The following is a 24,185-nucleotide window of genomic DNA, read 5'->3' as shown; positions in this document are numbered from 1 at the left end:
CTATTGCTCCTCGGCCTTGGAGATGTCAGGCAGATGGTGGGCGATCCCCTTGTGGCAATCGATGCAGGTCTTTTCCTTGTTGGCCAGATAGGTCGAGTGCATGGCCTGCGCGCGCGGGCTCTGGCGCGTGAAGTCCATCGACTGGTAGTCGTGGCAATTGCGGCATTCGAGCGAATCGTTGGCCTTGAAGCGGGCCCATTCGTGCTGCGCCAGCTCCAGCCGGTGCGCCTGGAACTTCTCGCGCGTGTCCACGGTACCGAAGATCTTGGCCCAGACTTCCTTCGACGCCTGCATCTTGCGCGCCATCTTGTCGGTCCAGTTGTGCGGCACGTGGCAGTCCGAGCATTTGGCGCGCACGCCGCTGCGGTTGGTGAAGTGGATCGTGCCCTGCAGTTCCTGGTAGACGTTGTCGCGCATCTCGTGGCAGCCGGTGCAGAATTGCTCGGTGTTGGTGAGTTCCAGCGCCGTGTTGAACGCGCCCCAGAACACCACGCCGGCGATGAAGCCGCCCAGGGTCAGGAATCCCAGGCTGAAGTAGGCACTGGGGCGGTTGATGGTATGCCAGTAGCGCTTGATCAGGTCCCACATGATCGGTCACCGTCGCCTGGTTATTTGGCACCCTTGGTGCCGCCACTGCGTTTGAGGATCGCCTCCACATCGACGAACGTGTTGTTCACCAGTGGCTTGGCGTCGGCCTGCGGCACGTGGCATTGCGTGCAGAAGTAGCGCCGTGGCGAGATCTCGGCCAGCACGTTGTTGTCACGATCCATGTAGTGCGTGATGCTGACCGGGATGGCCTGCGTTTCCTCCGTGCGCGTGCGCGCGTGGCAGAACATGCAGCGGTTGAAGTCCTTGTCGAGCTGGTAGCTGTCGATCTTGTGGGGGATCGTCGGCGGTTGCATCGTGTAGTTGCGGGTACGGCGGATGTCCTTGTTCTCGGTCGGGAACAGTATTGGCGGCGAGGTCTCGTTGGCCACCGGCGTGGGGCCACGCATCGAGTCCACCAGGCCCTGCGCGCGCGCCAGCGGCACGCTGAGCAGCATGACCACCAGCATGAGGACCAGCAGGGGCAGGGGGACCCAGGATCGGCTTGGCAACATGGCGTGTCCTCCTGTACTCATACCTTGACGATCTTGACCGCGCACTTCTTGAAGTCGGTCTGCAGCGAGATCGGGCAGGTGGCGTCGAGCGTGACCTTGTTGATCAGCTGGCTGGCATCGAACCAGGGCACGAATACCAGACCGCGAGGCGGCGCGTCGCGTCCGCGGGTTTCGATGCGCGTGCGCATACGGCCGCGACGCGAGACCACTTCCACTTCCACCCCGCGCCGCAGCCCCAGTGCCTTGGCGTCTTCCGGATGCATGAAGCACACCGCGTTCGGGAAGGCGCGGTACAGCTCCGGCACGCGCCGTGTCATCGAGCCGGAGTGCCAGTGTTCGAGCACGCGGCCCGTGGCCAGCCAGAACGGGTATTCCTTGTCCGGGGACTCGGCCGGCGGCTCGTAGGGCAGCGCGTAGATCACGGCCTTGCCGTCCGGGTTGCCGTAGAACTGGAAGCCGGTACCCGCCTTCACGTACGGGTCCGAGCCTTCGCGATAGCGCCAGCGCGTTTCCTTGCCGTTGACCACCGGCCAGCGCAAGCCGCGTGCCTCGTGGTACATGTCGAACGGCGCCAGGTCGTGGCCGTGGCCACGGCCGAAGGTCGCGTATTCCTCGAACAGGCCCTTCTGGACGTAGAAGCCGAAAGCCTTGGACTCGTAGTTGTTGTAGTCGGAGGCGGTTTCCTTGAGCGGGAACTTGTCGACCTGGCCGTTGCGATACAGCACGTCGAAGAGCGTCTTGCCCTTGTACTCGGGTTTCTTCGCGATCAGTTCCGCCGGCCAGACGTCCTCGACCTTGAAGCGCTTCGAGAATTCCATCAACTGCCAGAGATCGGAGCGCGCCTCGCCCGGGGCGTCTACGAGCTGGTGCCAGAACTGCGTGCGGCGTTCCGCGTTACCGTACGCGCCTTCCTTTTCGACCCACATCGCGGTGGGCAGGATCAGGTCGGCCGACAGCGCGGTGACCGTCGGGTAGGCGTCGGAGACGACGATGAAGTTCGTCGGATTGCGGTAGCCGGGCAGGGTCTCCTCCATCATGTTGGCTGCCGCCTGCATGTTGTTGTTGACCTGCACCCAGTACGCGTTGAGCTTGCCGTCCCTGAGCATCCGGTTCTGCAGGACGGCGTGGTAGCCGGGCTTGTCGGGGATAGTCCCCGGCGGCAGCTTCCAGATACGTTCGGCTTCCTCGCGGTGCTTGGGATTGGTGACGACCATGTCGGCCGGCAGCCGGTGCGAGAACGTGCCTACCTCCCGTGCCGTGCCGCAGGCGGATGGCTGCCCTGTCAGCGAGAACGGACTGTTGCCCGGCGTGGCGATCTTGCCCGTCAGCAGGTGGACGTTGTAGGCCATGTTGTTGACCCACGTGCCGCGCGTGTGCTGGTTGAAACCCATGGTCCACAGCGACATGACCTTGAGATTCGGGTCGGCATAAAGCTCGGCCAGTTGCTCGAGCTGCTTCTTGGGCACGCCGGAGAGCTTGCTGACGTAGTCAGCATCGTACTTCGACACGAACTTCGCGAAGTCGTCGAACGTAATCAGCTTGGAGTCGTTCGGGTTGCCGGCGTTCTTGGCCGCCTTCTGGAGCGGATTGTCCGGGCGCAGGCCATAGCCGATATCGGTCACGCCTTCCTTGAACACCGTGTACTTGTTGACGAAGTCCTTGTTGACCTTGTTATTGCGGATGATGTAGTTGGCGATAAAGTTCAGCATCGCCAGGTCGGTCTGGGGCTTGAAGATGACCGGGATATCGGCCAGGTCGAACGAACGATGCGTGAACGTGGACAGCACGGCCACGCGGGTCTTGGGGTGGCTCAGGCGGCGGTCCGTGATGCGTGTCCACAGGATCGGGTGCATCTCCGCCATATTGGAGCCCCACAGCACAAAGACGTCGGCGGCCTCGATGTCGTCATAGCAGCCCATCGGCTCGTCCATGCCGAAGGTGCGCATGAAGCCGGTCACGGCCGACGCCATGCAATGGCGCGCGTTCGGGTCGATGTTGTTGGAGCGGAACCCCGCCTTGTACAGCTTGGAAGCGGCGTAGCCTTCCCATACGGTCCACTGGCCGGAGCCGAACATGCCCACGGCGGTCGGGCCTTTCTCCTTGAGCACGCGCTTGAACTGGGCCTCCATCTCGTCGAAGGCGCGATCCCAGCTGACCGGCGCGAATTCGCCGTTCTTGTCGTACTTGCCGTTTTTCATCCGCAGCAGCGGCTTGGTCAGGCGGTCCTGCCCATACATGATCTTCGACAGGAAGTAGCCCTTCACGCAATTCAGGCCCTTGTTGACCTCGCAAAGCGGGTCGCCCTGAGTGGCCACCACCTTGTTGTCCTTGACCGCGACGGTCACACCGCACCCCGTGCCGCAGAAGCGGCAGGGCGCCTTCGACCATTTCAGTTTCGTGACTTCGCTGTCCGTCACGAAGTTGGCCGCATCCGTCGGCAGCGAGACGCCCGCCACCGAGGCCGTGGCGGCGATGGCTGTCTGCTTGATGAAATCACGGCGCGTGAGTGGCATCGGAGATCTCCTCGTTCATGGCGGCGGCATCTTCGTTGTGCTGGTAGACCAGCGTGGCGGAAAAGACGCCTTCGAGTTGATGCAGACAGGTGAGTTGCGCGGCGATGGCGCGCGAGCTGGGTGCTTCCGCGGTGACGACGATCTTGCCGGCGTCACTGATCGCATGGATCTCCATGCCAGTCATGGCGTCGATGGCCGAGCAGACGGCATCGAGCTTTTCCGGGTTCGCGTACACCATGATGCCGGCGATATGCCACTCTTCGCCGGCCGGCACGGGCACGATGGGAATCGACACTCCTGATGCTGGCATGACGGGGGACTCCAGCTTTTCGGCTGCTCAGGCTAGCTTCGCAGCCTTGTTATGGCACGGGCATTGGACCAAAGGCCAATCCTGCATGGCAATGTTCAATGGGTTGGCGGTCCGCTGATCAGTTGGCTCATCCAGACGATGAAGCCATAGCCGGCCACGACGATGACCGAGAGCACGGGCACCATCACGGCGGTCAGAAACAGGAAGCTGCGCAGTTCTTCCGTTTTGCGCTGGGGATCTTCGACGCTGCCTGATTGCATAGCGGCCTCTGGTTATGTACAGGCTTGCCGGACTTTGCGCCGGTTATGCGTACTTATTAAAGAAACCATTAAGCAAAGTGTCAAGGCGGCCACACGCGGTGGTCACGCCGCTCCGACGGCGGTGGAATATATCAAGACGTGATCTGATTCGTGACCGTGGCCTGCGCGAAGGCGCTGAAGATGGGAAAAGCGTGGTTCTGGTACCTTCGACGGAGATCGCCGTGGCCGCCGCCGGCCCTACCATGCCCATCGCCCGTAAAGCCATGCAAAGCAAAGATCACTGGGAGACCGTCTACGCGACGAAGCCGCCAACAGAGGTCAGTTGGTATCAATCCGCGCCGACCCTGTCGCTCGACCTGATCCGCAAGCTCGATCTGCCAGCGGACGCCACCATCGCCGACATTGGCGGGGGTGCCTCGACGCTGGTCGATCATCTTTTGTCACTGGGATTGCATCGCCTGGTAGTTGTCGACCTTGCCGGCCATGCACTGGCCGCTGCGCGGGACCGTCTGGGTGCACGGGCGGCCGGTGTGCGCTGGATCGTCGGCGATGTCACCACGCCGGTATTGCCGGAAGCGTCCGCCGATCTCTGGCATGACCGTGCTGTGTTTCACTTTCTGACCGCGTCAGAGGATCGCGCGGCGTATGTGGCGCAGGCCAGGCGCGCGGTCCGGCCCGGCGGTCACTTGATCATCGCTACCTTCGCGCTGGACGGGCCCACGCAATGCAGCGGCCTGCCGGTGGTGCGATACGACGTCGCAGGGCTGCGGGCCGAGTTCGCCCCCGCCTTCGATCTCGTCGCGCACACCACGGAGACCCATACAACCCCGGCGGGGCACGCGCAGTCATTCCTGTACTGCCACTTCGTGCCTCATCCTTCGGCCTTGATGCCCGACTGAGCCACGAGCGTCTGCCAGACCTGCTGGTCGCGTCGGAGCAACGCGGCGAACTCCTGCGCCGTCGTGCCTCTGGGCAACATGCCGCTGTCAATCAGCATCTTCGAGCCGGCAGGCGTCTTGATGATCGCCGCAAGCTCGTTCGAGAGCCGCTGCACCAGTGACGCCGGCGTCCGGGCCGGCGCCAACATGCCGATCCAGCCGATGGACTCGAAGCCGCTGAACCCGGCTTCGGCGAACGTCGGTACATTCGGCATCGATGGCACGCGCGACCGGCCTAGTGTTGCCAACACCTTGATCCGGCCGGCATCGCCATAGGTCTTGGCCATCACCGTGGATACGAAGCCTACCGGCAACTGGTTGGCCAGCAGATCGCCGATGGCTGCCGTATCGCCCTTGTAAGCGGCATGGACGATATTGATACCGGCCTTGCGCTTGAGTAGTTCTCCGTACAGATGGCCAGTGGAGCCGACCCCCAGGCTGCCATAGGCGGAGCCGGGATGTTTGCGGGCCCATTCCACGTACTCGGGCAGTGTCCTGGCCGGGGTGGCATCGCTGGCCACCAGGACCTGCGCGGCATCTGCCACGAGCGTGAGTGCCTCGAAGTCGGTCAGCGGGTTGTACAGCGGCTGCGGCTGGATCAGCGGGCTCTGGATCAGGGCGGTGTTCGTGAACAGCAGCGTGCGGCCATCAGGCGCGGCTGTGGCGACAGCGGCGGCGCCGATCATGCCCGCCGCGCCGGGACGGTTGTCGACGATCACGTTGGTCTTCAGCGCGGTACCGAGCTTGTCCGCGATAAAGCGCGTGATCGCATCGGTGGAGCCGCCGGGCGGATAGGGCAAGACGATGCGGATCGGGCCGGTGACGGTCTGCGCCAACGCTGGGCGGTGCAGCGCGAGGCCGCCGAGCATCGCGGCGGAGAGCTTCAACAAGTGGCGTCGCTGGGTGTTCATCGTTGTCTCCAATGGTCTCTTGGTCGTGTCGGGGCGCGGTGGCGGGCTGTCAGCCCACCTCTTGTTCGTCCTGCTCGAACTGTTTCTGCAGTTCCCCCTTCTTGACCTTGCCCGTTGCCGTCATCGGCAACTCGTCCACCACGCGGATCTCGGGCACCTTGTAGGTCGCCATATGCTCGCGGCACCATGCCGTCAGCGCCTCGGCCGACACATCGTCATACCCGGGGCGCAGGCGGATGAATGCCACCGGCACCTGGCCCTTGTCCGGATCGGGACGTGCCACCACGGCAGAGCCGAGTACGGCGGCATGACGTCCGAGCAGGACTTCCAGCTCTGACGGGAATACGCTCATGCCGCGCACCTTGATCATCTCCTTGCGCCGTCCAAGGAAGTGCAGGTAGCCCGCATCGTCATAGGCGCCGATATCGCCTGTCCTGAACCAGCCGTCCCGGAACACCTCCGCATTGGCGTCGGGGCGGCCCCAGTAGCCCTTGAGCAGCGAAGGCGTGGTGACGACAATCTCGCCTTCCTCGCCAACCGGCAGCGTCATGCCGGTTTCGAAGTCGCAGATCTTGATACGCGTGCCCGGCACTGGCAGACCGACGAAGACTGGCCGGCCGTGCAAGTCCATGTCGTCTGTCTGCATCCCCGTGGTGAAGGTGTCGCTCGTGTGCGTCTCCGTCATGCCCCAGGCGCCTTCGGCCACGACGCTGCCGGTCAGCGCGTGCCACTGGCGGCGCAGGTCCACGGTCAGCTTGCGGATGAACGATGCCACGCGCGTATGTTGCAGCGAGCGCATGTCGTGCCGCGCAAGTTCGGGGTGCTGCAGCAGTTCCACAAGGTTGTCGACCACCATGAACGTGCGATTGACGCGGTAGCGATCCACGGCAGACATGACGGCGAGTGGGTCCCAGCGCGCCAGCAGCACCAGCGTGGCGCCGCTGAAGATCGGATAGATCAACCCGAGGTTCTCGCCGGCGATCCAGAACATCGGCAGGAAGTTCAGCATCACGTCGGACGACGGCAGCGTTGCATCCTGGTCTTCGCGCCCGCTGGTGACCGCCAGCGTGGCGGCCGCCGTGTAGATCATGTCGCGCTGGGTATGCATGCAGCCCTTGGGCATACCGGTGGTACCGCCCGTGTAGTTCAGCGCGGCCAATGCGTCGAGATCCACGCTCACGTCGCGCACGTTGCCTGTGCATGTCTGGATGGCCGCCATCAGGTCGATCGTGCCCGCGTGCGCCACTGGCGCGGCGTCGAGTCCAGCCGGAACGGGCAGCGTGGGATGCGCGGGCAGGAATTCGCCGGCCGATGTGCTGAAGACCGTTTCCACGCTGGTTTGCGGCTTCACCGTCATCAGCATCGGCACGAGCGTGTCGAGCGCGATCACCATGGTCGCGCCGGCATCGTTCAGCTCGTAGGCCAGTTCGTGTTCCTTGAACAGCGGATTCACGGGCACATAGACGGCGCCAAGCTTGAGAATCGCGTAGAACACGATATGGAACTGCGGACAGTTGCCCAGCAGTACGGCCACACGATTGCCGGGGCCGATGCCGTGGCCCCGGAGCAGTTCCGCGCAACGCTCGCTCAGGTCGTCGAGTTCGGCGAAGGTGATCTCGCTGCCGTAGTAGACCAACGCCGGCCGCTCAGGCTGGATGCGTGCCCATGCCCGCAGGGTCTCGCCAAGGCTGATCTCGCCGTGTGGATACTGCGGCGAGGTGGGCAGGCCTGCGGGCCAGATGCGGCGATGCCGCGCTTCAAGATCTGCGAAGAAAGCTGCGTCTTCCATCGTGTCTCCAGGAGTATTTGCTCCGCGCTCCGGCATGGCGGGAGCGGAGTCAGGGGGCAGTTCAGTCAATGCGGTGGCTACCACGCATCCACGTAGCGTCGGGGCGCCTCGTCTCGTGGGGCGGCATCGAGGCCGGCCAGCAACCAGCGCCGCGTTTCGGCCGGATCGATGACCGCGTCGATCTCGAGCCCGGCTGCGGCATTGATCGCGTGTCCGCGTTCGTACATCTGCGCCACGAGCTGCTGGTAGAGCGCGTCGCGTTCGGGGCCGGCCGGCAGCGCTTCCAACTCCTTGCGGAAGCCGAGCCGTACCGCCCCTTCCAGTCCCATGCCGCCGAACTCGCCGGTTGGCCAGGAGATGGTGAAGGCCGGCGCGCGGAAGCCGCCTGCAGCCATGGCCATCGCGCCCAGGCCGTAGCCTTTGCGCAGCACCACGGCCATGAACGGCACGCGCACCTTCGCGCCCAGCACGAACAATCGGGACACATGACGGACTTGCGCGCGGGCCTCAATCTCCGGGCCGACCATAAAGCCCGGCGTGTCGATCAGCGAGACGATCGGCAGGCCATGCGTATCGCACAGCTGCATGAATCGCGCGGCCTTGTCCGCGCCGTCTACGTCGATGGCGCCACCCAGGTGGCGCGGGTTGTTGGCGACGATGCCCACGGGTCGGCCTTCGATACGCGCCAGCGCGGTATGCACGCCAGTGCCATAGCCCGCGCGCAATTCGATCACGCTGCCAACGTCGGCAATGCCCTGGATCGCGGCACGGGTGTCGTAGACGCGCAGGCGGTTCTCGGGCACCACGCCGCGCAGCATCAGGGCGTCGGGCGCCTCCCAGTCCTGCGTGCGGCCCTGGAACATCGACAGGTAGTGCTTCGCCGCGCGCACGGCCTCGGCTTCGTCGTCGACAAGCAGGTCGACCACGCCATTCTGGTACTGCACGGCGGCGGGGCCGATGTCCTCCGGGCGATACACGCCAAGGCCGCCGCCTTCGATCATCGCGGGGCCGGCCATGCCGATGTTCGCGTCGCGCGTGGCGATGATCACATCGCTGCAGCCGAGCAGGGCAGCGTTGCCCGCGAAGCACCGGCCAGCGGCGATGCCGATCACCGGCACCTCGCCGCTCAGCGCGGCAAATGCGGCGAAGGACGGTTGGTAGAGGCCAGCGACGGTAGGAAAGTCCACATCGCCGGGGCGTCCGCCGCCGCCTTCCGCGAAGATCACGGTTGGCAGCTTCTGTTCGGCGGCCACCTGCAGGATGCGATCTGTCTTGATGTGATTGCGCTTGCCCTGCGTGCCCGCCAGCACCGTGGCGTCGTACGCCAGCACTGCGCAGCGCGCGCGCTCCGGTGCGAATCGGGTGCCGTTGATGCGGCCGGTGCCGGTGATCAGGCCATCGGCTGGCGTATTGGCGATCAGGTCCTCGGCGCTGCGTCGGCTGGCCTGCGCGGCTACCGCATAGGCGCCGTACTCGACGAAACTGCCTGCGTCGCACAGATCAGCCACGTTCTCGCGCGCGGTGCGCTGGCCGCGCGCATGGCGTTTCGCCACCGCGTCCGGCCGCGCGGCATCATCGAGGAACGCATCGCGATCGCGCACACGTTGCAGATCGGGGCGGATCGCGCGTGGGTCTGCCGCCTCGCTGCGGTGATGCGCGACGCCGGCGTCAGCCACCGGCTCCAGCACGAGCAGGATTTGCCCTTCGACAGTCTGCCCGGTGGCACCGACGCGCACGTCGATCACACGCCCCGCGCACTCGGCCGCGATGGTGTGCTCCATCTTCATCGCGTCGAGGATCGCCACGATCTGGCCCGGTTGCACGATGTCGACTTCCTGGACGCGCATCTCGACCACGCGCCCGTTCATTGGCGCGCGCACTGCAACCAGTCCTTCGTCGATGGCCTCGGCAGTAGCGGTCGGTACAGGCACGGGGGCGGTCTGCGCGATGCCGATGGAAGCCTGTCGCGCGGCGTCACTGGCCGCCACGCGTTGCGCGGCGGTCAGCAGTTCCGGCAGGATCGCCTCGAAGTGACGTGTATGGACATGCTGTGTCGCGAAGTCTTCGCGTGCCACCAGGGCGCGCAGCAGGTCGAGGTTGCTTGGCACGCCGTCAACACGGCATTCACCGAGCGCACGCCGCACGCGCCGCACCACGTCCTCGAAACGGGGTGAAGAAGTGCTTACGATCAGTTTGGCCAGCAGCGAGTCATAGCCAGCTGGCGGCGCGTAGCCGGTATAGCCGTGCGTGTCGACGCGAACATCGGGCCCGGTGGGCGGATCGAAACGTTCGAGCCTTCCGTGCGCCGGGCGCGCCTGGCCCTGCGCATCGGTGGCCTCGGCATTGATGCGTAGCTGAACGGAGAACCCGCGCGCCGCGGGCGGCGCGGCGGGGTCGAGACCCAGGTCGCGCAGGCTCCGGCCATCAGCAAGGCCAAGCTGGAGGGCAACGAGATCGAGACCCGTCACCTGTTCCGTGATGGTGTGCTCTACCTGCAGACGGGGATTGGCTTCGATGAACACGAAGCCGTGGGGCGTGCCGGCGTCGTCGGTCTCCACCAGGAACTCGAACGTGCCCAGGCTGCGGTAGCCGGTGTGCTTTGCGATTCTGCTGGCGGCCTGCACGATGCGGTCGCGCAGGGCGGGTGTCAGCACCGGGCTCGGCGCGATTTCCACCAGTTTCTGGAAGCGCCGCTGTAGCGTGCAATCGCGTTCGCCGAGCGCGATTGTCTCAGTCCCATCGCCGATGATCTGCACTTCAATATGGCGCGCGCGTTCGACCAGCCGCTCGGCATAGATCGCTTCGATGCCGAAGGCGCTGCGGGCCTCCGACTGGCAGCGCGCGTAGGCTTCGGCCAGCGCTTCGGCATCGCGGACGACGCGCATCCCGCGCCCACCGCCGCCGCCCACGGCCTTCAGCACGATGCCATTGCCTTGCTGCGCCGCGAAGAATGCGCGGACGTCGTCGAGCGAAGCGCCACCGGGGGTGGCCGGCATCACCGGGACATCGCACTGCGCGGCCAGCTCGAGCGCGCGGCCCTTGTCGCCGAACAGGGCAAGCTGCTCGGGCGTGGGGCCGACGAACGTGATACCTGCTGCCGCGCATGCCTGCGCGAAGTCGGCACGCTCGCTCAGGAAGCCGTAGCCGGGATGGATTGCATCGCAGCCAGCGGCGCGCGCCGCGCCGAGAATGGCGTCGATGTCGAGATAGGCAGCCGGACCATTGCCGGGCAGCGCGATGGCTTCGTCGGCAAGCTGGCGATGGCGCGATTGAGCGTCGTCGGTGGCGTACACCGCGACAGTGGCAATGCCGAGATCCTGCGCGGCGCGTTGAACCCGCAGCGCGATTTCGCCGCGGTTGGCAATCAGAAGCTTTTTCACTGGCTCGATTCCGTGAGGGATGGATGCGGTACCGCCCGGATGCAAGCCAGAATGTAAGGCGCGTGCGTCAAGCTGCATGCACCCATGGCGCAAGTTTCATGGCGGCCATGCATCGGCTGTATAGCCGCAGCCGCCCTGCGGAATTGCTGCCTTGAGTTGCCTTGAGTTGCCTTCTGCCGCCGCGCCTAGTCGCCTGCGATTCGCTGCGCTGCAGCGATAAAGCGCTGCACATGGCGATCGTCGGTGTCCTGCTGCGTGGCCAGGGCGATGCCGATACGTGCCGCCGGGCGTGGGCTGGACAGGCGCAGAAAGCGCACGCGCCGATTCGTGTAACGCGCCGCCACGCCAGGCACCAGCGCGACGCCCAATCCGCTTTCCACCAGACTGACGATGGTCTGCACCTGCACCGCTTCCTGCGCGATGCGCGGCACAAAACCGGCCTGCTGGCACAGCAGCATCGCCACGGCCTGCAGGTTCGGCACATCGGCACGGGGATGCATGATGAAGGGCTCGTCGGCCAGTGCCTTCAACGCGATGCTCTCCTGCTCGGCAAAGCGCCCGTCGGCCGGCACGGCCGCCACGAACGCGTCGGACTCGAGCGGGGTCAACGTGTAAGGGCCGCTGTTGAGGATGGGAAAGCGTACGAGTCCGGCGTCGAGCTGGCCGTGTTCGATGCGGTCCAGAATCGCGGCCGACGTGGATTCGTGAAGGATCAGGTCGATGCCAGGGTGTGCCGAGCGGAAGGCCGGGATGAGACGGGGAAGCAACGCATAGGTGGCGGAGCCGACAAAACCGATACGCAGCGCGCCGCGTTCCCCAAGCGCCGCAGACACCGCTGCGGCCCGCGCCTGGCCGGCATGGAACAGGGCCCGGCGCGCATCGTTGAGCGCCGCTTCGCCCGCCTGGGTGAGCCGCACGCCGCGCGTGGTGCGTACAAACAGCGGCGTGCCCAGTGATTCCTCCAGCTTGCGGATCGAAATCGACAACGGGGGTTGCGCCATGTGCAGGCGCTCGGCGGCGCGGTGGAAGTTGCCGGTTTCGGCCAGCACGACGAATTGCTGGAGCTGACGTAGATCCATAATGATATCCAGTGAATATCGGTTGCTAAAAATCTAATATTAGACGCAATGGGGCTGGCTGCCTTAATCTTGGCCGATCAATACATCGAATCAATACAACAGGAGACACGGTATGCTGCCTCTGTCCGGCATCCGCGTGGTGGATCTGTCGACCGTGGTGATGGGTCCTTACGCCAGCCAGTGGTTGGCCGATCTTGGCGCGGAAGTCATCAAGGTGGAGACACCCGAAGGTGACTCCACGCGCCGAACCGGCCCGGCGACCGAAGACGGCATGTCCGCGATCTTCCTGGGCGTGAACCGCAGCAAGAAGAGCGTGGTGCTGAACCTGAAGCGCCCGGAGGCGCAGGCGGCGCTGCACCGGCTGCTGGCGTCAGCCGATGTCTTCGTCCACAGCATGCGGCCGCAGAAGCTGGCGAAGCTGGACCTCGATCCTGCCAGCGTCATGGCGCGTCATCCGCAACTAATCTTCGTGAGCCTGCTCGGTTTCGCCGAGGACGGCCCGTACGGTGGCCGTCCCGCGTATGACGACATCATCCAGGGCCTGTGCGGCAATGCGGCGCTGATGGCCGCGCAGACCGGCACCGTGCGTTACTTCCCGACCATCTCGGCAGACAAGACCAGTGGTCTGGTGGCCGCGCTGTCGATCTCGGCCGCGATTGCGGGCCGTGAGCGGCAAGGCGGAAAGGGCTCGATGGTCGAAGTGCCGATGTTCGAATCGATGGTTGCCTTCAATATGGTCGAGCATCTGTACGGGCAGCACTTCGAACCGCCGCGTGGGCCGTCCGGCTATCCGCGCGTGCTGGCGCCGCTGCGCCGGCCATACCAGACCGCGGACGGCTACGTCTGCATGATGCCGTACACCGATGCGCACTGGCGCGACTTCTTCCAGGCGTCGGGGCGCGAGGACCTGGTTGCCGATGCGCGTTTCACCGATATCGCCGCCCGCACGCGCCATATCGAAACGCTCTATGAAATCACTGGCGAACTCGTGCGCGCGCGCAGCACCGCGGACTGGCTGGCTATCTGCGAGCGGCTGCAGATTCCGGTGGCCCGCGTGAACGACCTTCACGAACTCGTTGACGATCCGCACCTGCGCGCGACCGGCTTCTTCGACCAGATCGAAGATCCGTCGATGGGCACGCTGCGCTTTCCCGGCGCGCCAGTGCGCTTCGATGGCGAACGCGCGCGCGCGGCCGTGCCGCCCAGGCTTGGCGAGCATACGCGCGAGATCCTTGCCGCCGCCGGACTTGGCGACGACGAGATCGACCGGTTGCAATCGAATCAGTAGGCCTGCATCCATCACCGAATTCCCGAGGAGACACCATGACGACTTCACAACCGCAACGCCTGGGCCAGGGCTTCTACTGGCAGGACATCCGCGAAGGGCAGGTTTTCGAGACCTTCAGCCGTACCGTTACCGAGACTGATCTGGTCAACTTCATCTCGGTCACCGGGATGCTCGAAGCGATCTTTATCGAAGAAGGTTACGAGGCCGGCGCCATCAAGGGACGTCCGGTGCCCGCCGCGCTGACGTACTCGCTGATCGAGGGCTTCATCCTGCAGACGATGATCCAGGGTACCGGGCTGGCGATGCTCGAGCTGACGCAGAAGATCCTCGGTCCGGTGGTGGTGGGCGACACGATCCACGCCAGGATCACCGTGACTGGCATTCGTCCGACGTCGAAGAGCGGCCGCGCCGTGGTGGATTCGTCGATCGAGGTGCTCAACCAGCGTAACGAGCTGGTCATGACGTACACGGCGCGACGCCTGCTGGCGGGCCGCTGATCCGGTGGCGTAGCCGCTTTCGCCGTACTTGCCGTACTTTCTGGAGGAGACAACCATCATGCCGACACAGAGCAAAGAAGCCGGGCATTCCATTCGTTCGATTCTGCTTGCCGGCTGCGCCTTCGCGCTGACGGCTGCTGTCGCGCCGGCCATGGCGGGCGAGTTTCCGGATCATCCGATCCGGCTCGTCGTGCCGTTCCCGCCCGGCGGACCTACCGATCTGGTGTCGCGCGTGATTGCGCGGAAGATGTCCGAGGAGATCGGGCAACAGGTCATCGTCGACAACCGGCCTGGCGCCAACGGCAATATCGCCGGCGAGATGGTGGCCAAGTCGCCGGCCGACGGCTACACGGTGCTGTACAACACGTCGTCGATCGCGTTGAGCCCGGCGCTGTACAAGAAGCTGCCGTATGACGTGAAGCGTGACTTCGCGCCGGTGGCGATGACCGCGATGGTGCCGCTCGTGCTGGAAGTCAACGCGCAGGTGCCGGTGCGCACCGTGCCGGAGTTCGTTGCCTGGCTGAAGGCCAATCCGGGCAAGATGACCTATGGTTCGGCGGGCAACGGCAACGTCACGCATCTGGCGGCGTTCCTGTTCCTGCAGGCCAACGGGCTCGATGCCGCCCACGCGCCGTACAAAGGTAGCGCGCCGGCACTGACCGATCTGGCCAGCGGGCAGGTGCAGTTCATGACCGACACCATCAACTCGTCGCTGCCGTTTATCCGCGACAAGCGGATGCGCGCGCTAGCCGTCACCAGCAGCGCGCGCAGTTCGCAACTCCCGGACGTGCCGACGCTGGCCGAATCCGGCATGCATGGGTTCGAAGTGGGCGCGTGGCAGGGCATGATGGTGCCCGCGAAGACCTCGCCGGAGATCATCAAGAAGCTCAACAGCGCGGCGCTGAAGGCGCTTGCGGCGCCCGATGTGCGTGCCAGCCTGGCGCAGCAGGGCGCGGAGGTGCGGGCGTCGAGCCCGGAGGCCTATGCGAAGTATGTGGCGTCGGAAATCGACCGTTGGCACAAAGTGGTCAAGGACACCGGCGTGACGCTGGATTGAAGAGGCATCAGGCGCTCACCGGGCGCTTACGGAGGTACCGTTTTGAGTTCACTGTTTGGCGCGTTCTCGCTGACATCCCTGCCGCCTGAGGCGTTGGCGTTCCGGCGCGAGGTGAAGGCATTCCTGGCCGAGCATCTGCCGGATCTTCCCGCCGATGTTCGCGCGCGATCGTGGATGGGATTCGACGCCGCGTTCAGCCGCGCGCTTGCGCAGCGTGGGTGGGTCGGCGTCACGCTGCCGGCGCGGTTCGGTGGCGCGGGGCTCGATGCGTTCTCGCGTTTCGTGCTGGTGGAGGAACTGCTTGCCTGCGGCGCGCCGGTTTCCGCGCACTGGATTGCCGATCGCCAGAGTGGCCCGTTGATCCTGCGCTACGGCAGCGATGCGCAACGCGAGTTCTATCTGCCGCGTATCTGCCGGGGCGAGGCCTTCTTCTGCATTGGCATGAGCGAGCCCAATTCGGGGTCCGATCTGGCCAGCGTGGCCACGCGTGCGGTGCCACAGCCAGGTGGCGGCTGGCGCCTGAACGGCCGCAAGATCTGGACGACCAACGCGGATCGCTGCCACTACATGCTCGCGCTGGTGCGAACGTCTGGCGAGGCCGGAGACCGGCAGAAGGGGTTGTCGCAGGTGATTGTCGACCTGTCTCTGCCGGGCGTGACGGTTCGGCCGATTCATGATCTGGCCGGTGATGCCCATTTCTCGGAGGTCAGCTTCGAGGACGTGCTGCTGCCCGCCGATGCGCTGATCGGCAACGAAGGCGCGGGCTGGGAACAGGTCAACGCGGAACTGGCATTCGAGCGCAGCGGCCCCGAGCGGCTGTACTCCAGCGTGGTGTTGCTCGATGCCTGGGTGGCTGCGCTCCGTCGCCTGCCTGCGGTGCGCCGCGATGCAGTCACAATCGGCGGGATCGTCGGCCGGCTGGCCACGCTACGGGCGATGTCCGTGGCCGTGACCGCGCGGCTGGCTGCCGGAGAAAGCCCGTTGGTGGAGGCAGCATTGGTCAAGGATCTCGGCACCGGACTGGAGCAGTCGATCGGCGCGTTGGCCGAAGCGGCGCTGGGCGATGACCCGGAGCTGGCGATGGATGCGGAGCTCTATCGCACCGCTGCCTATGTCAGTCAGATTTCGCCGACCTATTCGCTGCGCGGTGGTACGCGAGAGATCCTCCGGGGCATGATCGCCCGCGGCCTGGGCCTTCGCTAAGAGGCGCTATCAAAAAGATTCTGGCGTCGTTGCGCGGCCTTGGGCAGTCCACTTGTACTGTCTGCGGCCGCGCGTCTAGCCAGAACCGCTTCGCTTCATTTTGATAGCGCCTCTAAGGGACACAGGGATGCAGGGACGCTAGTGATGCTGCGGGACGCTTAAGGGATTAAGGAAGCACCATGTACAACGAATACTCGGAAGCACTGGAAGCGCTACTGCGCGATCACTGCACGCCCGCTGTCGTGCGACAGATCGAGTCCGGCGGCAGTGGCGCGGATCTCTGGCGCTTGCTCGATGAAAGCGGCTTCGCGGACAGCTTGCTGCCGGAAGCCGGGTTGAGCCTGGCGGACGTCGCGCCGATGCTGTTCGTGATGGGCCGGCATGTGCTCCCGGTGCCGTTGGCGCAGACGATGTTTGCGCGTGCCGTGCTGCGGATGGCGGGCGTCGAGGTGCCGGAGGGGCGGGAGGGGTCGATTGCGCTGGCCGATCTCGATGGCGCGCAACGCACGCATGTGCCGTGCGGCGCCACGGCAACGTGGTTTCTGGTGCAGGACGGCGCCCAGGCGGCGCTCGTCCATCGCGAAGCCGCGGCGCTTTCGCCCACTGGCGTGCGGGATGACCTGACACTGTCGCTCGGGGAGATTGGCACGCAACGTTTCCCGCAGCGCTTCCCATTGCCGGCAGGGCTGTTGCGTTCGGTGGGCGCATGCCTGCACGCAGTGCAAATGGCAGGTGCGATGTCGAGCGTGTTCGACTTGACGCTGCAATACGCCAATGACCGGGTGCAGTTCGGTCGCAACATCGGCAAGTTCCAGGCGATCCAGCATCAGATCAGCGTGATGGCGGAGCAGGTGGCGGCGGTGCGCATGGCGGCACAGATCGCTTGCGCGGCCGATGGCTGGCAACCTGACCGGCTGCGCGCGGCCATCGGCAAGTTCAATGCGAGTGATGCAGTGACGGCCGTGACGTCGATCGCTCACGCGGTGCATGGCGCGATTGGTGTGACGGCGGATTACGACCTGCAGCTCTATACGCGCCGGCTGCACGCGTGGCGGCTGGCGGATGGGTCGGAGCGGTACTGGGCGCGCGAACTTGGCGAGGCGACCTGTGAGGCCGATGGCCTGACCGTGGACCTGATACGCGAGTGGAGCGGCGAGGCAGCGTAGTCGCAGGGACGGCCACGGCCCTCTCCACGCGGGAGCGGGCCGTCGTCGATCCTTGGTGTGCGTTACACGATCGTGTCGACCACGCCGCCGTCAACGCGCAGGGCCGCCCCGGTGGTGGCGGACGCCTGTGGCGAGCAGACGTAGACGATCATGTTGGCCACTTCCTCGACACTGGCGGCGCGCTGGATGATCGACGTGCTGCGGTGTGCCTTGACGAACTCGGCCGCCACTTCCTCGGCGCTCTTGCCGGATTTCGCGATTTCATCCTTGAGCATGGCCGTCACGCCTTCGGATAGCGTCGGGCCGGGCAGCACGGCGTTCACCGTGACGCCGGTGCCCGCCATCCGCTTGGCCAGACCGCGCGAGACCGCCAACTGCGCGGTCTTGGTGAAGCCGTAGTGGATCATCTCGACCGGAATGTTGATGCCAGACTCAGACGCGATAAACACGATGCGGCCCCATTTGCGCTCGGCCATGCCTTTGGCATAGGCGCGCGAGAGGCGTACGCCGGACAGCACGTTGACGTCGAAAAAGCGTGTCCAGTCGCTGTCCGGAATATCGAAGAAATCCTTCGGCTCGAAGATGCCGAGGTTGTTGACGAGGATGTCGACAGCCGGGTGGGTCTTGACGAGGGTGTCGCAGACGGCAGCGTCGGTCAGGTCGCCTGCGAATCCGGTGGCCTGGGCGGTGGGATAGGATTTCTTCAGCGACGCCAGCGCGTTATCGACCGAGGCCTGGCTACGGCCGTTGACGATCACGTGGGCGCCGGACTCGGCCAGACCGCGCGCCGTGGCAAAGCCGATGCCGGCGGTGGAACCGGTGACGAGGGCGGTCTTGCCCGACAGATCGATGTTCATGGCGACTCCATTTCGTTGGAAGGTGAGCCCTTGGCCGCTACGGCAGGGCAACCCGTCAAGTGTATGAAGCCGCCGGCGAACTGCAAGCCGGGCCTGTGGAATGCTGCGTTCCGCTCGTGAAAGGGGACGGAAGCCCCCCGGGGCCAGGCGAGCCACCGGCGGGTGACGTGGCCAGCCCTTGTCTGCCGGCTATTCCTTCACCGTCCCGGCCACGTGCAGAATCCGGTTCCGCACCACGGCGATAGCCTGCTTGAGGGCGTAGACATCCTGAAAATAGCGCTGCGGCATCCGTATCTGACTGGCGTGCGCATCGATCTGCTCGATTTCCTCGCGCCACTGCGCAATCTGGTGCCGCGTCGGCCGCTCGCTTTTCCAGATTTCATCTTCCAGCGCCTTGATCTCCCGATACCAGACCACGAGCCGGCCTTTGATCCGCGACTCCGCGAAACGCGGCAGGGCCTGCAACAGGCCCAATAGCAGGGCCATGAAGGGGAGCAGGATCAGCAGCCGTCTTTCGACAAAGCTGGCCAGCCAGAAGGGCAGGTATCGCTGCAGGAAAGGACGCCCCGACTTGAAGAAGCGCGTGCTTTCCTCCGAAACGGGAAATTCATTGGTGTTCAGGTTGGGAAACGTGCCAAGCGGCGTGAAGTAGTCTTCGCCGCCGTGGACGGTCTTGGCGGCTTCCAGCAGTAGATACACCAATGCAGGGTGCATGGTGTCCTTGGATACGAGCAGGGCCTTGGCGGCCAGCAGCGTGACGTCGGCCTGCGGCAGATCGTTGACGATGCTGGTCGAGGCACGCGGGAATACGATCTTGGAGAGCGACGGGAATTTCTGTACCAGCGCATCGGCCTGGGCGAAGCTCATCAGTTTCAGGTCGCTGTTCAATAGCGTCTGCTGCATCTCCGCATCCGGCCTGCCGATGAAGAACGCGGCGTCCAACTGCCCATCCTTGAGGCCCTGGTAGGCCGCGTTGGCGTCCATTTGCAGCAGCGTGGTATTGGAAGCGGTAATGCCGCTATGCGCGAGCAGGATTCGGGAGACCTCGAGTAGCCCGCTGCCCGGAACGCCAATGGAGACTTTCTTCCCTTGCAGTTCGGATAGCCGATCCATCTTGGCAGCGCCGCGATAGAACACCCAGATCGGTTCATAGGCGACGGCGGCAATGGTCTGCAGCCCGTCGGTATCGCTCGGGCTGACCGTGCCCGATTGGATGAACCCCACCTCGTACGCACTATCCGGATTCTTCAGCCGCTCGTAGTTCTCGATCGAACCGGACGAACTGCGAATCTCGAGCTTGATGCCATCGCGTTTCAGGATGGTCGCGTAGCGATCCGCGAAACCTTGATAGATGCCCTTGTCCGCACCGGTCGTGATGATGATCGTATGCTGGATGGCGGGCCGGATGACAGCTACCAGTGACCAGCCCAGTGCGACCAGCAGCAGGATGCCTCCAGCAATAAGGAGGCGCCGGCGGCCCGCCGACATGGGCGGATTCTGGCTGCGGCGAAGCGCCGGATCGCGCCTAGACATTGGTCACCCGATAACAGAAAGAAAGTACTCCCGCTGCAGCAACGCCGAGTATTGCTGATGACATGGCGAGTTTTGTAATTTTTGGATTTTCTACGATACCAGATTGTTGTATCGCGGCTCAAACGACCTCACTCGGCAGCTCGATCAGGGAGCAAGAAAAAAGGCCGCATGAATGCGGCCTTCTCTTCGTGCGATGCCGCTCAGTGGAAGAGCTTCATTGCCTGGGTGATCGTGTTGGATACGCCCCAGACCAGTGGGACCAGCACATACAGCCAGAAGATGGCCAGCAGGCCTTTGCTGGTGGGTTGGGCTTTCACTCGTGAGTTGTCCATGTGCATTTCTCCGTCGGGCGGTCAGTGGGCGGCGCTGGCATTGCCGGCAAGGCTGGATACATCGGCTTCGCTCATGTGGTGCCTGTCGCTGACGCGCGCCACCAGCAGATTGCAGATGAAGCCGACCACGAGCAGGGCCGCCATGATGTGCAGCGTCATCGTGTACGCGTCGGCGCCGGTCACGCCGTGCGCTACCTGGTACTCGCGGATGTAGTTCACGAGCACCGGGCCGGCAATACCCGCAGCGGCCCAGGCCGTCAGCAGGCGACCGTGGATGCCGCCCACGAAGGCGGTGCCGAACATGTCGGCCAGATAAGCCGGGATCGTGGCGAAGCCGCCGCCGTACATCGACATGATCACGCAGTAGGCCAGCACGAACAGCGCGATGTTGCCGCTTGCGCCAAGCTGTGGCACCAGCCAGTACAGGACAGCGCCCAGCGCGAAGAATACGAAGTAGGTGTTCTTGCGGCCGATCCAGTCAGAGGACGAAGCCCAGAAAAAGCGGCCACCCATATTGAACAGCGACAGCAGGCCCACGAAGCCGGCTGCGGCGGCGGCGGTCACGCTGCCCTTGAAGCTCTCCTGAATCATCAGCGACGCCTGACCCAGCACGCCGATGCCGGCCGTCACGTTCAGGAACAGCACCAGCCACAGCAGGTAGAACTGAGACGTCTTCAGAGCCTGGTCGATGTGCACGTGGTTACGCGTGATCATCTTGCTGGCGGTGGTGGGCGGGGTCCAGCCGGCCGGCTTCCAGCCCGGGGCGGGCACGCGGATGGCCAGCGAGCCGATCAGCATCGACACGAAGTAGCCGATGCCCATGACCACGAAAGTCTGGGCCACACCGACCGACGTAGCGCTCTTGAAGGTGTTCATCAGCGCCACGGACAGCGGCGCGGCGATCATCGCGCCGCCGCCGAAGCCCATGATCGCCATGCCGGTGGCCATGCCGCGACGGTCCGGGAACCAGCGAATCAGCGTGGACACGGGCGATACATAGCCCAGGCCCAGTCCGATGCCGCCCAGCACGCCGTAACCGAGATAGAGCAGGGCGATCTGGTGCGTGTAGATACCCAGCGCGGAGACCAGGAACCCGCTGCCAAAGCAGCAGGCGGCGGTGAACATCGTCAGGCGCGGACCCACGCGCTCGAGCCATTTACCGGCGAATGCAGCGGAAATGCCAAGGAAGAAGATCGCCAGCGAGAAAATCCAGCCAAGCGTGGTCAGTTTCCAGTCATCGGGCGCTGACTCGGTAATGCCGATTACCCTCGATAGCGGTACGTTGAATACCGAGAATGCATAGGCCTGGCCGATGCAAAGGTGAACCGCCAGCGCGGCGGGCGGGACCATCCAGCGGGAAAATCCCGGCTTGGCGTAGGTCGCTTCCTTGGAAAAGAACGGGGCCGGGCCATAGGCCGGGCTGCTGCCTTCATTCATCACACTGCTCATCGAGCGTTCTCCAGACGAGGGTCCTGGGCAACCGTTCCGCTTGCAGCATGGCGCGCCGGCGGGTCTGGGTGGCCCAGTCGGTTGACCCGTCACGCCGCGGTCGGATTACCCCCAGATGTGTCGACGCACCGGGCTTTGGACATGGTTATGGCCCGGACTGGTCGACGCTTGCTACCACACTACAAATCGGAAATGAGATTGGGCTGCGGGTAATGGCGCCGCAGCAACTGGCGCGAGCGAGTGCCGGCGGATCCGGCAGTCGGCGTGGCGAGAGACGCGAGGCGTCCCGGCATGAAATGGCTCATTATTTTTCCGTCGGGGGCGAGCAGTCATTGTTCTGACCAACAATGACTACCGTGGAAAATGTTATGTGCGCTGAACCTTAGCTGTGTCGATCGCTGACTTCAATAGGTTTTCGAGGACATATTCCCGCACCAACGGCGCTTTCGACGTGATGCATGAAAATCGTCGGTGCGACACGATATTTACCGTGTGATTTTTGCGACAGCGTTGAATAATGTGTGGACGGCACATGCCATCATAGATGCCCTATTGATAGGACAAATTGTCACGAATGCGTCATGCACGACGCCTACGATCTGTGCCGTGGCGGTTTTCCTCTGCCATGGAAGGACAAGCCGGTCACCAGCAATGGGTGCAAACGGGCGACAAGTGGGTGTCGCACGGACCGGCGAATTGACACGCCGCGGCCGCCCAATGGTCGCGGCATTTTTTTGCGCCCGAGAAGGTCAGTCAAACGTCAGAAGGCTTCGTTGATCTGGAAGTAGGCGCACTTCGTCTGGCGACCGACGCCGACATCGAACCGGACATTGACCCGCGGCTTGAACTCGAAGAGGTAGCCCACGCCGCCATTCGGCAGCCAGTGGGCCGACGTCAGCCCGCCGGGGTTGCCGACGATGGCGCCAGTGGCGAGCTAGAACACCATGCCTTGCCGGCCCACGATGTGCCAGCGGTATTTCACCTCTCCAGCAGTAAGCCGGCACTGCGGTTGATTGTCCAGATCGCGCCGACGGATCTGCTCCAGGCCCCCGTGACCTGCTCGTCCATCTGGTAGTTCAGGAAGGCAGTCTGGCCGCTGCCGCCGCCCGCGGTCCAACCGTGGGCGGCAAGCGGCAGGCAGCCGATTCGTCCGCCGCGTAGTCCCATCGCGTACGCATTCCCTTGGGCCGGTCAAGATGCACGATCTTTACCGAATGCCGCCCTGGATCGAAGTGAATGTTCTCGATAGGCGAGATGAGGAAATCCAGATCCCAATCCGAACCCGACGGCGCAGCGACCATGCACTCAGGCCGCAGCCTGAGGCGCGAAGCGGATTGGCGTTCGCATCGCCGCAGATGGGCGATGGACTAGGGCTGATCGCTGTAGGTCAGCTCGACTGCGCAGGAGTGGTAGCGGTGGCCGGAGTGGCCGAAACCTTCGGCGTGCTGGCCGCGGCCGAGTCGCAGGCCGGGCGGGTGACTTGCTGTCGCTGCCGGGCCTCGGCGCGACCGCGCTCGATCACGGCAAAGTCGGGGCCGGCAATGGCTGACAGCGAAGCAAGGAGGGAGGCTGCGCCACACAGGGCGAGCAGGGCGGACTTCATCAGAAAACTCCGACGGGTGGGAAAAACTATGCCCAGAATGATCCGCTCCTTCCGTCATAGTGTCCAAGACCGGATCGTTATTCGAGCGATAGGCTGGGCCAATAGTTGGCGATGAGGCCAGCTATTGCGCAGAGGGCCAGCCCAGGTACTGCCGCTACTTCTGGTACCTACGACCGGAACATGATTTGTGCGACGACCACAAGGACCATGAAGTACACGAATAGCAGTCCGCAGAGCGAAAACGCTACCGTGCAGAGCGTGTCCATCGCCCGATTGGGGTCTGAGAATCGTTCTTTCAGCCAGTTGTTCATATCAATCTCCAGAAGTCAGACGACGCAAGCGCGCCGAGATGAATCAATGCAAAGCCGATTGCAGACAGTGAGGTAATGCCGAGCGAGGCCAGCAGGACCCTGTTTTGCCCGCGCCGGGGTATTCCCGATGCATATCCGTCCGTGTGGGGTAGAACTGCGCCACACGCGGCGAACAGGCTTGCCAGCACAAGCAGGAGCGTCATGCCGCCGTTCAGATACCCCTGGAATATGGCATTCACCCTCGCACTTGGTGGACAGGGTTCTGCCAGCTCATACAGCGCGGAGGTGCAGAAGCCGATCGCAGCCCAGCAGAGCTGCCCGTTCCTGACAACACTAACTAAGGCCAGCTGGGCGGAGGGGATGGCAAGCGGGAAGGCCTTCATGCAGATCAGCGAGATCATCGGCGCCAGCACAGGCAGGGCGACGGTGACGAGAAACCATCCCACCTTGAACCTCCTTGTCCTCTGATTGGTTTCAGAGAGTCTAAGAAGGCATGCGCGTTACGGCGAGTAAACTTGTGTTTCCAATTTCGCCAAGCGCATTACATTTGTTGTCGCGATGCATCGGCGGCGGTGTTCGCCAACGATGACCGTGGCAAACACCGCCTCG

Annotated in this window: 21 protein-coding genes; 6 read left to right on the top strand and 15 right to left on the bottom strand. The window is 64.2% G+C overall.

What is annotated here, in order from left to right; all coding sequences use genetic code 11:
• From WD006_RS16930 to napE, 5 genes are all read right to left on the bottom strand, one after another.
• Positions 1-588: a cytochrome c3 family protein gene (locus WD006_RS16930; protein ID WP_008644358.1), complete on the bottom strand. Its 588-nt coding sequence runs from the start codon at positions 586-588 to the stop codon at positions 1-3.
• A 20-nt stretch (positions 589-608) separates the two neighbouring features.
• Complete coding sequence (locus WD006_RS16925; protein WP_011518557.1) at positions 609-1,100, bottom strand: nitrate reductase cytochrome c-type subunit; 492 nt, start codon at positions 1,098-1,100, stop codon at positions 609-611.
• A 17-nt stretch (positions 1,101-1,117) separates the two neighbouring features.
• Positions 1,118-3,613, bottom strand: coding sequence for a periplasmic nitrate reductase subunit alpha (gene napA, locus WD006_RS16920; protein WP_011518558.1), 2,496 nt, complete (start codon positions 3,611-3,613; stop codon positions 1,118-1,120).
• The gene (locus WD006_RS16915; protein ID WP_011518559.1) at positions 3,594-3,923 is read right to left on the bottom strand and encodes a chaperone NapD; all 330 of its coding nucleotides are present in this window, start codon (positions 3,921-3,923) and stop codon (positions 3,594-3,596) included. Before WD006_RS16915 ends, napA begins: the two co-directional genes overlap by 20 nt.
• Before the next feature lie 95 nt (positions 3,924-4,018).
• Positions 4,019-4,183, bottom strand: coding sequence for a periplasmic nitrate reductase, NapE protein (gene napE, locus WD006_RS16910; RefSeq protein ID WP_011518560.1), 165 nt, complete (start codon positions 4,181-4,183; stop codon positions 4,019-4,021).
• A gap of 221 nt (positions 4,184-4,404) precedes the next feature.
• Here napE and WD006_RS16905 point away from each other — a divergent pair, with 221 nt between their 5' ends.
• Positions 4,405-5,082 carry a class I SAM-dependent methyltransferase gene (locus tag WD006_RS16905; RefSeq protein WP_324608822.1) on the top strand — a complete coding sequence of 226 codons (678 nt, stop codon included), beginning with the start codon at positions 4,405-4,407 and terminating at the stop codon, positions 5,080-5,082.
• On the opposite strand, the gene WD006_RS16900 is transcribed toward WD006_RS16905, so the two are convergent.
• The 4 genes from WD006_RS16900 to WD006_RS16885 all read right to left on the bottom strand — a co-directional run bounded on the left by WD006_RS16900 (position 5,055) and on the right by WD006_RS16885 (position 12,280).
• The gene (locus WD006_RS16900) at positions 5,055-6,032 is read right to left on the bottom strand and encodes a Bug family tripartite tricarboxylate transporter substrate binding protein (RefSeq protein ID WP_011518562.1); all 978 of its coding nucleotides are present in this window, start codon (positions 6,030-6,032) and stop codon (positions 5,055-5,057) included. The genes WD006_RS16905 and WD006_RS16900 overlap by 28 nt on opposite strands.
• 49 nt (positions 6,033-6,081) lie before the next feature.
• Complete coding sequence (locus tag WD006_RS16895) at positions 6,082-7,821, bottom strand: AMP-binding protein (RefSeq protein WP_029309345.1); 1,740 nt, start codon at positions 7,819-7,821, stop codon at positions 6,082-6,084.
• A gap of 77 nt (positions 7,822-7,898) precedes the next feature.
• The gene (locus WD006_RS16890; protein ID WP_029309346.1) at positions 7,899-11,201 is read right to left on the bottom strand and encodes an acetyl-CoA carboxylase family protein; all 3,303 of its coding nucleotides are present in this window, start codon (positions 11,199-11,201) and stop codon (positions 7,899-7,901) included.
• Between the two features lie 185 nt (positions 11,202-11,386).
• A complete protein-coding gene (locus WD006_RS16885; protein ID WP_008644346.1) occupies positions 11,387-12,280 on the bottom strand; it encodes a LysR family transcriptional regulator in 894 nt (297 codons plus the stop codon).
• A 112-nt stretch (positions 12,281-12,392) separates the two neighbouring features.
• On the opposite strand from WD006_RS16885, the gene WD006_RS16880 reads away from it, so the two are divergent.
• The 5 genes from WD006_RS16880 to WD006_RS16860 all read left to right on the top strand — a co-directional run bounded on the left by WD006_RS16880 (position 12,393) and on the right by WD006_RS16860 (position 17,491).
• Complete coding sequence (locus WD006_RS16880) at positions 12,393-13,568, top strand: CaiB/BaiF CoA transferase family protein (RefSeq protein WP_011518565.1); 1,176 nt, start codon at positions 12,393-12,395, stop codon at positions 13,566-13,568.
• A gap of 35 nt (positions 13,569-13,603) precedes the next feature.
• Entirely contained in the window at positions 13,604-14,065 is a 462-nt protein-coding gene (locus WD006_RS16875) for a MaoC family dehydratase (RefSeq protein WP_029309347.1), read from the top strand.
• Positions 14,066-14,123: 58 nt separating this feature from the next.
• Positions 14,124-15,122, top strand: coding sequence for a Bug family tripartite tricarboxylate transporter substrate binding protein (locus WD006_RS16870; RefSeq protein ID WP_029309348.1), 999 nt, complete (start codon positions 14,124-14,126; stop codon positions 15,120-15,122).
• A gap of 42 nt (positions 15,123-15,164) precedes the next feature.
• Positions 15,165-16,325 carry an acyl-CoA dehydrogenase family protein gene (locus WD006_RS16865; RefSeq protein ID WP_011518567.1) on the top strand — a complete coding sequence of 387 codons (1,161 nt, stop codon included), beginning with the start codon at positions 15,165-15,167 and terminating at the stop codon, positions 16,323-16,325.
• 179 nt (positions 16,326-16,504) lie between these two features.
• Positions 16,505-17,491: an acyl-CoA dehydrogenase family protein gene (locus tag WD006_RS16860; RefSeq protein WP_029309349.1), complete on the top strand. Its 987-nt coding sequence runs from the start codon at positions 16,505-16,507 to the stop codon at positions 17,489-17,491.
• A gap of 62 nt (positions 17,492-17,553) precedes the next feature.
• Here WD006_RS16860 and WD006_RS16855 read toward each other — a convergent pair whose 3' ends face one another.
• The 6 genes from WD006_RS16855 to WD006_RS16830 all read right to left on the bottom strand — a co-directional run bounded on the left by WD006_RS16855 (position 17,554) and on the right by WD006_RS16830 (position 24,022).
• Positions 17,554-18,348, bottom strand: a complete 795-nt coding sequence (locus WD006_RS16855; RefSeq protein ID WP_008644332.1) for an SDR family NAD(P)-dependent oxidoreductase — start codon at positions 18,346-18,348, stop codon at positions 17,554-17,556.
• Between the two features lie 189 nt (positions 18,349-18,537).
• Positions 18,538-19,836 carry a TAXI family TRAP transporter solute-binding subunit gene (locus tag WD006_RS16850; protein ID WP_029309350.1) on the bottom strand — a complete coding sequence of 433 codons (1,299 nt, stop codon included), beginning with the start codon at positions 19,834-19,836 and terminating at the stop codon, positions 18,538-18,540.
• A 245-nt stretch (positions 19,837-20,081) separates the two neighbouring features.
• The gene (locus WD006_RS16845) at positions 20,082-20,213 is read right to left on the bottom strand and encodes an MFS transporter small subunit (protein ID WP_029309351.1); all 132 of its coding nucleotides are present in this window, start codon (positions 20,211-20,213) and stop codon (positions 20,082-20,084) included.
• Positions 20,214-20,234: 21 nt separating this feature from the next.
• Positions 20,235-21,662 (bottom strand): L-lactate MFS transporter, encoded by a 1,428-nt coding sequence (locus WD006_RS16840; protein WP_011518571.1) that lies wholly within the window; start codon positions 21,660-21,662, stop codon positions 20,235-20,237.
• A gap of 1,387 nt (positions 21,663-23,049) precedes the next feature.
• Positions 23,050-23,265 carry a hypothetical protein gene (locus WD006_RS16835; protein ID WP_029309352.1) on the bottom strand — a complete coding sequence of 72 codons (216 nt, stop codon included), beginning with the start codon at positions 23,263-23,265 and terminating at the stop codon, positions 23,050-23,052.
• 307 nt (positions 23,266-23,572) lie between these two features.
• Positions 23,573-24,022 (bottom strand): hypothetical protein, encoded by a 450-nt coding sequence (locus WD006_RS16830; RefSeq protein WP_029309353.1) that lies wholly within the window; start codon positions 24,020-24,022, stop codon positions 23,573-23,575.
• Positions 24,023-24,185 lie beyond the last annotated feature (163 nt).

Origin of the sequence: Cupriavidus sp. Met-2 (assembly GCF_049843575.1) — a bacterium.
GTDB classification, from domain to species: Bacteria; Pseudomonadota; Gammaproteobacteria; order Burkholderiales; family Burkholderiaceae; genus Cupriavidus; species Cupriavidus metallidurans.
This window is presented reverse-complemented; position numbering and strand designations above follow the sequence as displayed.

Excerpts from the sequence above, each read along its gene's own strand:
- WD006_RS16840 (WP_011518571.1), bottom strand. The coding sequence starts at position 21,662 with ATGAGCAGTGTGATGAATGAAGGCAGCAGCCCGGCCTATGGCCCGGCC.
- WD006_RS16880 (WP_011518565.1), top strand. The coding sequence starts at position 12,393 with ATGCTGCCTCTGTCCGGCATCCGCGTGGTGGATCTGTCGACCGTGGTG.
- WD006_RS16915 (WP_011518559.1), bottom strand. The coding sequence starts at position 3,923 with ATGCCAGCATCAGGAGTGTCGATTCCCATCGTGCCCGTGCCGGCCGGC.
- WD006_RS16875 (WP_029309347.1), top strand. The coding sequence starts at position 13,604 with ATGACGACTTCACAACCGCAACGCCTGGGCCAGGGCTTCTACTGGCAG.
- WD006_RS16835 (WP_029309352.1), bottom strand. The coding sequence starts at position 23,265 with ATGAAGTCCGCCCTGCTCGCCCTGTGTGGCGCAGCCTCCCTCCTTGCT.
- WD006_RS16860 (WP_029309349.1), top strand. The coding sequence starts at position 16,505 with ATGTACAACGAATACTCGGAAGCACTGGAAGCGCTACTGCGCGATCAC.
- WD006_RS16855 (WP_008644332.1), bottom strand. The coding sequence starts at position 18,348 with ATGAACATCGATCTGTCGGGCAAGACCGCCCTCGTCACCGGTTCCACC.
- WD006_RS16850 (WP_029309350.1), bottom strand. The coding sequence starts at position 19,836 with ATGTCGGCGGGCCGCCGGCGCCTCCTTATTGCTGGAGGCATCCTGCTG.
- WD006_RS16930 (WP_008644358.1), bottom strand. The coding sequence starts at position 588 with ATGTGGGACCTGATCAAGCGCTACTGGCATACCATCAACCGCCCCAGT.
- WD006_RS16900 (WP_011518562.1), bottom strand. The coding sequence starts at position 6,032 with ATGAACACCCAGCGACGCCACTTGTTGAAGCTCTCCGCCGCGATGCTC.
- WD006_RS16885 (WP_008644346.1), bottom strand. The coding sequence starts at position 12,280 with ATGGATCTACGTCAGCTCCAGCAATTCGTCGTGCTGGCCGAAACCGGC.
- WD006_RS16845 (WP_029309351.1), bottom strand. The coding sequence starts at position 20,213 with ATGGACAACTCACGAGTGAAAGCCCAACCCACCAGCAAAGGCCTGCTG.
- WD006_RS16925 (WP_011518557.1), bottom strand. The coding sequence starts at position 1,100 with ATGTTGCCAAGCCGATCCTGGGTCCCCCTGCCCCTGCTGGTCCTCATG.
- WD006_RS16895 (WP_029309345.1), bottom strand. The coding sequence starts at position 7,821 with ATGGAAGACGCAGCTTTCTTCGCAGATCTTGAAGCGCGGCATCGCCGC.
- napE (WP_011518560.1), bottom strand. The coding sequence starts at position 4,183 with ATGCAATCAGGCAGCGTCGAAGATCCCCAGCGCAAAACGGAAGAACTG.
- WD006_RS16870 (WP_029309348.1), top strand. The coding sequence starts at position 14,124 with ATGCCGACACAGAGCAAAGAAGCCGGGCATTCCATTCGTTCGATTCTG.
- napA (WP_011518558.1), bottom strand. The coding sequence starts at position 3,613 with ATGCCACTCACGCGCCGTGATTTCATCAAGCAGACAGCCATCGCCGCC.